Origin of the sequence: Synechococcus sp. F70.1, assembly GCF_047502745.1 — a bacterium.
Taxonomy (GTDB): Bacteria; Cyanobacteriota; Cyanobacteriia; order Thermostichales; family Thermostichaceae; genus Thermostichus.
Window position 1 is genome coordinate 1 of record NZ_JANSJL010000047.1, and the last position, 7,103, is coordinate 7,103.

Here is a 7,103-nt window from a genome sequence, read left to right on the forward strand (position 1 = left end):
AATTGTACGGACTCCGTCCCGCTTACGCGAACGGTGAATCAAGGACTAGAGGAGAACCCTAGCGGACTCCATGTTACAAGCTGTCTCGCTGCTACTTACTCCAGAATGCGCTTTCCAGTGTAGTTTTCAATGCAGCGCAGAAACAGCTCCACGCCGAGGCTGAGGGCAGCCTCATCAAAATCAAAGCGGGGGTGGTGGTGAGGATAGTCCAGCCCCTTGGCAGGGTTGGCAGATCCCAGGAAGAAGTAGCAGCCAGGAACCTCGTTGAAGAAAAACGAGACGTCCTCACCCCCCATGGTCATCTCGGGGAGGATGGCGGCCTCTGGGCCGAATACCTGCCGGGCAGCTTGTTCCACGAGGGCTGTTAGCCTGGGATCGTTTTCAACTGCTGGATAGCCCCGCTCGTACTGAAACTTGTAGGTGGCTCCGTGAGCCTGGCAAATGCCGGCCACGATTTCTTCTATGCGCTTTGCGATGAGCTCCCGCACCTCTAGTTGAAAGCTGCGCACAGTGCCCCAAATCTCAGCCCTAGGGGCAATGACATTGAAAGTGTCGCCAGCGCGGAACCGGCCTACTGTTACCACGGCTGGCTGCAGCGGATCCACATTGCGGGAGACGATGGTTTGCAAAGCGCTCACGATGTGGGCTCCCACCACAATCGCATCCACCGTCTGCTGGGGAAGGGCAGCATGGCCACCTCGCCCAATGACCTCGATGTGAAAGCGATCGGCAAAGGCCATCAAGGGGCCGCTTTTGACGCCAATGGTGCCTAGCGGACGGTTATTCCACAGATGGAGAGCTAGGAGGGCTTCTACATCCGGGTTCTTCAGCACCCCCGCTTCTACCATTGGCTTGGCGCCACCGGGGCCCTCCTCGGCAGGCTGAAAGATGACCTTGACAGTACCTCTGAGGCGGTGGCGGTGCTGCTGTAGCAGCTTAGCCGTGCCTAGGGCGATAGCCATATGGCCGTCATGGCCACAGGCGTGCATGACGTTGGGGACGGTGGAACGGTACTCCACCTCATTGGCTTCGTGGATGGGCAGGGCGTCCATGTCGGCCCGCAGCGCCAAGACCGGCCCTGGCTCTTCTCCTGGAATGGTGGCTACAATGCCAGTGCCGGCAATGCCGGTTTGGTGCGGGATCCCCCAACTTCTTAGGCGCCAGCTGAGGTAGGCGGCAGTTTGCTTTTCCTGAAAGCCCAGCTCTGGGTATTTGTGCAGGTGGCGCCGCCAGGCCACCAGTTCCGGCTGGAGGGCTTGAACGGCAGGGCGCAGGGCGGGAAAGGACATAACCGGTGGGAACTAGGATGGACAGCGTCAGGGCAAGGTTCTCTCGGAGCTGCAGGCAGCTGCCTATTGGTTTACCCAGTATGGCAAAGCTAGGCCAGGAGGAGCTTTGCTCGATACCTAAGCCCATAGGAAGTTGGTTTCCGGAGGCAGATCCTGCCAGCGGCCCGGCCCCACCGCGCGCAACGCCTCTGGCAGGGAGATGGCCCCCGAGTAAAGGGCTTTGCCCAAAATGGCTCCCGCCAAGCCGGGCAAGCCGAGTAGGGCAAGCAAGTCGGTGAGCGAGCCGATCCCCCCAGAAGCGATGACAGGCAGGCGGGAAACAGCCAGGATCTGGCGCAACTGCTCCAGGTTGGGCCCAGCTAGGGTGCCATCCCGGCTGATGTCGGTGTAGATGATCCCAGCAGCTCCCTGAGCTTCCACTTGCTGCACCAGTTCAGTGGCCTGTAGAGGCGTAGTACTCAGCCAGCCGCGGGTGGCCACTTGCCCTTGGCGGGCGTCGATCCCCACCCAAATCCGACCAGGCAGGACCTGGGTCATCGCCTCTAGGGTCTTGGGATCCTCTACAGCCACAGTGCCGACAATTACCCGATCCACTCCCAGATCCAGCAACTGCCGCGCCCGCTCCAGGGATCGGATCCCACCCCCCACCTGGACCGGGATAGCTACCCGGCGGACAATGCGCTCGATCATGGGGAGGTTAACCGGATCCCCACTTCTGGCCCCGTCCAGATCTACCACGTGCAGGCGAGGAGCACCCTGGGCCGCCCACACCTCGGCCTGGTGGATGGGGTCAGCAGCCACTTGCTCTGCCTGGGCGTAATCCCCCTGGTAGAGGCGCACAGCGCGGCCCTGGAGGAGGTCAATGGCGGGGATTACCTCTAGAAAGGCGCTGCTGTAAGGCATGATGAGATCCCTTAGGGAGCTTCTCCAGTATCGCCCAGGAACAAAAAGCTTGGCGGGGCGAGCATGAACGCGCGTCAACTGGCTCTGTTGGCCCTGCAGAAGATTGAGCGACACAACGCCTACGCTGACGTCGTGCTAGAGCAGCTGTTGGCCCGCAGCCACCTGGGCCCTGCCGACTGCCACCTGGTCAGCGAGCTGGTGTACGGTGTTACCCGCCGTCGCCGCACCCTCGATGCCCTGATTGACTGCTTCGCCCGCCACCCTGCTTCCAAGCAGCCCCCCGACTTGCGGCTCATTCTCCACCTTGGCCTTTACCAACTGGCCTTTTTGGATCACATCCCGCCCAGGGCCGCCATCCACACCAGTGTGGAACTGGCCCGCCAAGTGGGTCTGGGATCGCTAGCAGGGGTGGTGAACGCCATCTTGCGCGCCTACCAGCGCCAGGTGCTAGCGCAGCCGGAAAGGGATCCCCTCCAGCCCCTGCAGGAAAGGCTGCCTGCTGATCCCATTCAGGCCTTGGGGATCCGGCACAGCTTTCCCGACTGGCTGGTGCGTCTGTGGTGGGAGCGCCTAGGGCCGGCTGAAACTGAAGCCTTGTGCGCTTGGTTTAACCAGCCGCCCCATCTGGATCTGCGGGTTAACCCCCTGCGGGCAGGGATCGACAAGGTTAGCCAAGCCTTTGCAGCCGTGGGGATCCCGGCTACCCCTCTCCCCGACGTGCCAGGCGCTCTGCGGCTAGGACATTCTGCCGGCGATATTCGAGCCCTACCTGGCTTTGCCGAGGGCTGGTGGAGCGTTCAGGACGCCAGTGCTCAGCAGGTAGTGCACTGCCTGGATCCTCAGCCGGGGGAACGGGTCATTGACTGCTGTGCCGCTCCGGGGGGCAAGACCACGCACATAGCCGAGCGGATGCAGGATCGCGGCGAGATTTGGGCTTTGGATCGCCACCCCCACCGCCTGCGCCGCCTGGAGGAAAATGTGCAGCGCTTGGGCTTGAGCTCGATCCGTCCCCTGGCCATCGACCTGCTGGCCCTGAGCGCCGCTGCCCAACCCCCTGCCCCCTTGCCCCCGTGGCAAAGCGCCGATCGCGTGCTGCTGGATGCCCCTTGCTCTGGTCTAGGCACCCTGCACCGCCGTGCTGACGCTCGCTGGCGACAAACCCCCGAGCGGATTGCCGAGTTGGCCCAGTTGCAAGCTCAGCTTCTGCAAGTGGCAGGCCGTTGGCTGAAGCCGGGCGGGCTGTTGGTGTATGCCACCTGCACGCTGCACCCTGCTGAAAACGAGGGAGTCATCCAGTCTTTCCTCAAGACCCATCCCTATTGGGCGCCAGAAGGGGATCCCTTGCTCATCTGGCCTCACCGGCAAGATCGGGATGGGTTTTTTATCCAACGGCTGCGCCGCTGCGATTAGATCCTCCCTATGGCTTCTGAGCTGCTCACCAGCCCCAAAAACCCCTGGATCCGCAAGTTGCGGCAGTTGCACCGCAGCAAGGGCCGGCAGGAACAGGGCGCCTTCTTGGTAGAGGGATCCCACCTCGTCGAAGAGGCCCTGCGAGTTGGCTGGCCCCTCCAAGCTCTCTGCTACACGCCCGAGTGGGCTGAGCGTCACCCTCACTTGCTGGCCAGCCTACCCAAGGATCTGCGGCGGCAGGCCGTCAGCTCGGAAGTGATGGCGGCGCTCTCGACAACCGAGTCTCCGGAGGGAGTTGTGGCGGTGGCTGTCAGCCAGCCGATCCCCTCTCCTCCCTTGTCGGGGGTACGCCTGGGCCTTGTGGTAGAAACCCTGCAAGATCCAGGCAATTTGGGAGCTCTGATTCGCGCCGTAGCTGCCGCAGGAGCCGATGGCCTCTGGCTAAGCGCAGACAGCGTTGATCCCGAAAGCCCCAAAGTCCTGCGGGCTTCTGCCGGCCAGTGGTTTCGCTGCCCGCCGCGGGTTTTGCCCGACTTGGCTAGCTGGATCCAGGCCTGTCGTCGCCATGGCATCCAAGTCTTGGCTGCTACCCTCTCCCCCAGCGCCACCTGTTACTGGGATCAAGACCTCACCTGCCCCACCCTCTTTCTCCTGGGCAACGAAGGGTCGGGCTTAAGGGAAGCAACCATCCAGCAGGCCAATGCCCAAGTGCGGATCCCTATGGCCGAGGGCGTCGACTCCCTCAACGTGGCCATGGCGGGAGGACTGCTGCTCTACGAGGCTCTGCGCCAGCGGCGAGCCCAGTGGGGAAGTGCTTAGCTGCTCTCCCAGAGCTCCTCCTCTGCAAAGGCTGCTTCCTCTTCCTGCTCTCCTTCTCTTACTCCCGCTAGATAGCTAGTAGAAACCGGCACTCCTGCCGAAAGTTTTTCGCGCACAGCCGCTTCTACCTCCGCCAGTAGCTGCGCGTTGTTCTTTAGGAAAAGAACCAAATTGTCTCGCCCTTGGGCAATGTTTTCTTCCTTGTAGCTATACCAAGAGCCGCGCCGCTTAAGAATGCCCATCTCCTCGGCTAGGTCAATAATGCAGCCGACGTTGGAGATCCCTTGGCCAAAAATGATGTCAAATTCCGCCCGCCGAAACGGGGGAGCGACCTTGTTCTTCACCACCTTAACCCGCGCTCGGATCCCGTATTCTTCTGCACCTTTTTTCAGAGTTTGCACGCGGCGAATATCTAGCCGTACTGAGGCATAGAACTTGAGGGCATTGCCGCCCGTGGTGGTTTCCTGGGGACCGTAGCCGACGCCACCAATTTTGGAGCGCAACTGATTGAGGAAGAGAACGATCGAGCCTGTCTTGCTAACGCTGCCCGCAATCTTGCGCAGGGCTTGGCTCATCAGGCGGGCCTGCAGCCCTAGCTGGGCATCTCCCATCTCTCCCTCCAGCTCGGCCCGAGGGACCAGCGCCGCCACTGAATCCACCACGACAATATCCACAGCCGCAGAGCGCACCAGCTGATCGACAATTTCTAGGGCAACCTCTCCCGTGTCCGGCTGGGAAATCAGCAGATTCTGGATATCCACCCCCAAGGCTGCCGCGTAGGCTGGATCCAAGGCATGCTCCGCATCGACAAAAGCAGCCGTTCCCCCTTGTTTTTGCACCTCGGCAATGGCGTGCAGGGCCAGCGAGGTTTTCCCCGACGACTCCGGCCCAAAGATTTCAATGATGCGCCCCTTGGGGTAGCCGCCGCCCAAAGCCAAATCAAGGGTAAGAGCACCGCTGGGGATGGTCTCCACCCGTATCTGGGCAGCATCCCCCAGGCGCATGATTGCCCCCTTTCCAAAATTCCGCTCGATCTGGCCCAGGACCTGCTCCAGCGCCTTGCGTTTCTCTGCTTTTAGCCTCTCCAAGTCGTCCCCATTGTTTACGGCAGCAGCTTTGCCTTGGGCCATAACCCGCACCCTCCCCCACTCGTGGCGGTGAGAAGTTGAGCCTGCATTCTAGCATTGCCGTTCCCTTGGCCTAGGCGGATCCCTGTTCTCTCCCTCAGCTTGCGGCTGGAGCGGGGGGCGGGGGATGGGTAGAGTGGGCTATAAGGATCCGCTCAGGAAGGCTCCTGTGTTCACGACTTTGGTCTTACAATCCCCCGGCCCACTGGTGTTCAGTTGGGGGCCCTTTAGTCTGCGCTGGTATGGCCTGCTGATTGGCCTATCCACTGTTCTGGGCCTTTTTCTAGCTCGCCACCTGGCAGAGCGGCGTGGCCTTTCCCCGGATGTCATGCCCAACCTGCTGCCGTGGTTGGTGGTGGGATCCCTGCCTCTTGCCCGCCTGTACTATGTGGCCTTTGAGTGGGAGCGCTACCGCCATGGCCCTTGGTGGAAGGTTTTGGCCCTCTGGCAGGGAGGCATGGCCATCCACGGCGCTTTGCTCGGCGGCAGTATAGCCCTCTACCTGTTTGCCCGCCAACAGCGGCTAAACTTTTGGCTGCTGGCCGACTGCATCGTTCCTTCCCTCAGCCTTGGCCAGGGGATTGGACGCTGGGGCAACTTCTTCAACAACGAGGCCTATGGAGAGGTGTTGCCTCCGGATAGTCGTCTGTGGGTGCAACTGCAGCTTCCTGACGGCTCCCGAGTCCACCCCACCTTTTTGTACGAATCCCTCTGGAACTTCAGCCTCTTCGGGATCCTACTCTTTTTGAGCTACCGGCGCCGGCTTCCTCCCGGTACTCTCTTGGGCTTTTACCTGGTGGGGTACAGCCTTGGTCGTTTTTGGATCGAGGGCCTGCGCACCGACAGTCTTATGCTGGGATCCCTGCGGGTAGCTCAGGCAGTCAGCCTAGTCCTCATCGCGGTCGGCTTGGCTTTGATAGGGACAGCTCAAAAACGCGCTTCTAGGCAAGAGGAGGGGAGAGCGATCCCCACTCAGCCCCTCGAAAAGGAGATCTCAAATGGCGGATCTGGCGATCACCGATGAAGGGCTTTGGCAACAAGCCTCTCCTTTGGTACTGCCGTCTGCTGCTGCCACCCAATCCCTAGCAGCTCTCCTGGGGCAGACCGCCGCCTGCCTTCTCACTGCTCCAGGGCAGCAGTTTGCCCTCCCCCAAGCGGTTGGGATCGACTCTACCCCCGGCTTGGTCATTCTTCTCGCAGGCGGCCTAGGCAGTGGCAAAACCACCTTCGTGCAGGGGCTAGGGCAGGGACTGGGGATCCCTGAGCCCATCGACAGCCCCAGCTTCGTGCTGGTGCAGGAATACCGCACGGGACGGATCCCTCTCTTCCACTGCGACCTCTATCGCCTAGGGTCTACCTCTGGTGCCCATGCCAGCGAGGTAGAGGCTTCGGCTCTCGAAGATCTGGGGCTGGAAGAGCTTTGGGGCCAAGTTGGGATCACTGCCATTGAGTGGCCTCAGTACCTCCCTTACCTGCCTCCAACCTATCTCTGGCTGCAGCTAGAGCCCCATCTGCAGGCAGAGGGATCCCGCCTGCTACATGTCAAGGGCAGGGG

7 protein-coding genes are annotated in these 7,103 nt (G+C 61.4%); 4 read left to right on the forward strand and 3 right to left on the reverse strand.

Annotated features, from left to right (window positions below):
* Positions 1–95: 95 nt before the first annotated feature.
* Positions 96–1,289 carry a M20 metallopeptidase family protein gene (locus NW860_RS04545; protein WP_414396633.1) on the reverse strand — a complete coding sequence of 398 codons (1,194 nt, stop codon included), beginning with the start codon at positions 1,287–1,289 and terminating at the stop codon, positions 96–98.
* A 117-nt stretch (positions 1,290–1,406) separates the two neighbouring features.
* Positions 1,407–2,192, reverse strand: coding sequence for a 1-(5-phosphoribosyl)-5-[(5-phosphoribosylamino)methylideneamino]imidazole-4-carboxamide isomerase (gene hisA / locus NW860_RS04550; protein WP_414426000.1), 786 nt, complete (start codon positions 2,190–2,192; stop codon positions 1,407–1,409).
* A 63-nt stretch (positions 2,193–2,255) separates the two neighbouring features.
* Here hisA and NW860_RS04555 point away from each other — a divergent pair, with 63 nt between their 5' ends.
* Together NW860_RS04555 and NW860_RS04560 are read left to right on the forward strand one after the other, a co-directional pair.
* On the forward strand, positions 2,256–3,602 hold the full coding sequence (locus NW860_RS04555) for a 16S rRNA (cytosine(967)-C(5))-methyltransferase (protein WP_414512685.1): 1,347 nt from the start codon (positions 2,256–2,258) through the stop codon (positions 3,600–3,602).
* 9 nt (positions 3,603–3,611) lie between these two features.
* Positions 3,612–4,421, forward strand: a complete 810-nt coding sequence (locus NW860_RS04560) for a TrmH family RNA methyltransferase (RefSeq protein ID WP_414512686.1) — start codon at positions 3,612–3,614, stop codon at positions 4,419–4,421.
* On the opposite strand, the gene recA is transcribed toward NW860_RS04560, so the two are convergent.
* Positions 4,418–5,551 carry a recombinase RecA gene (recA, locus tag NW860_RS04565; RefSeq protein ID WP_414512688.1) on the reverse strand — a complete coding sequence of 378 codons (1,134 nt, stop codon included), beginning with the start codon at positions 5,549–5,551 and terminating at the stop codon, positions 4,418–4,420. The genes NW860_RS04560 and recA overlap by 4 nt on opposite strands.
* Before the next feature lie 166 nt (positions 5,552–5,717).
* Here recA and lgt point away from each other — a divergent pair, with 166 nt between their 5' ends.
* Together lgt and tsaE are read left to right on the forward strand one after the other, a co-directional pair.
* Entirely contained in the window at positions 5,718–6,572 is an 855-nt protein-coding gene (lgt, locus tag NW860_RS04570; protein ID WP_414411838.1) for a prolipoprotein diacylglyceryl transferase, read from the forward strand.
* The coding region (tsaE, locus tag NW860_RS04575; RefSeq protein ID WP_414512691.1) for a tRNA (adenosine(37)-N6)-threonylcarbamoyltransferase complex ATPase subunit type 1 TsaE at positions 6,547–7,103 on the forward strand (557 nt) is incomplete at its 3' end. The genes lgt and tsaE, both read left to right, overlap by 26 nt.

Coding starts and splice junctions, on each gene's coding strand:
- NW860_RS04545 (WP_414396633.1), bottom strand. CDS start 1,289: ATGTCCTTTCCCGCCCTGCGCCCTGCCGTTCAAGCCCTCCAGCCGGAA.
- hisA (WP_414426000.1), bottom strand. CDS start 2,192: ATGCCTTACAGCAGCGCCTTTCTAGAGGTAATCCCCGCCATTGACCTC.
- NW860_RS04555 (WP_414512685.1), top strand. CDS start 2,256: ATGAACGCGCGTCAACTGGCTCTGTTGGCCCTGCAGAAGATTGAGCGA.
- NW860_RS04560 (WP_414512686.1), top strand. CDS start 3,612: ATGGCTTCTGAGCTGCTCACCAGCCCCAAAAACCCCTGGATCCGCAAG.
- recA (WP_414512688.1), bottom strand. CDS start 5,551: ATGGCCCAAGGCAAAGCTGCTGCCGTAAACAATGGGGACGACTTGGAG.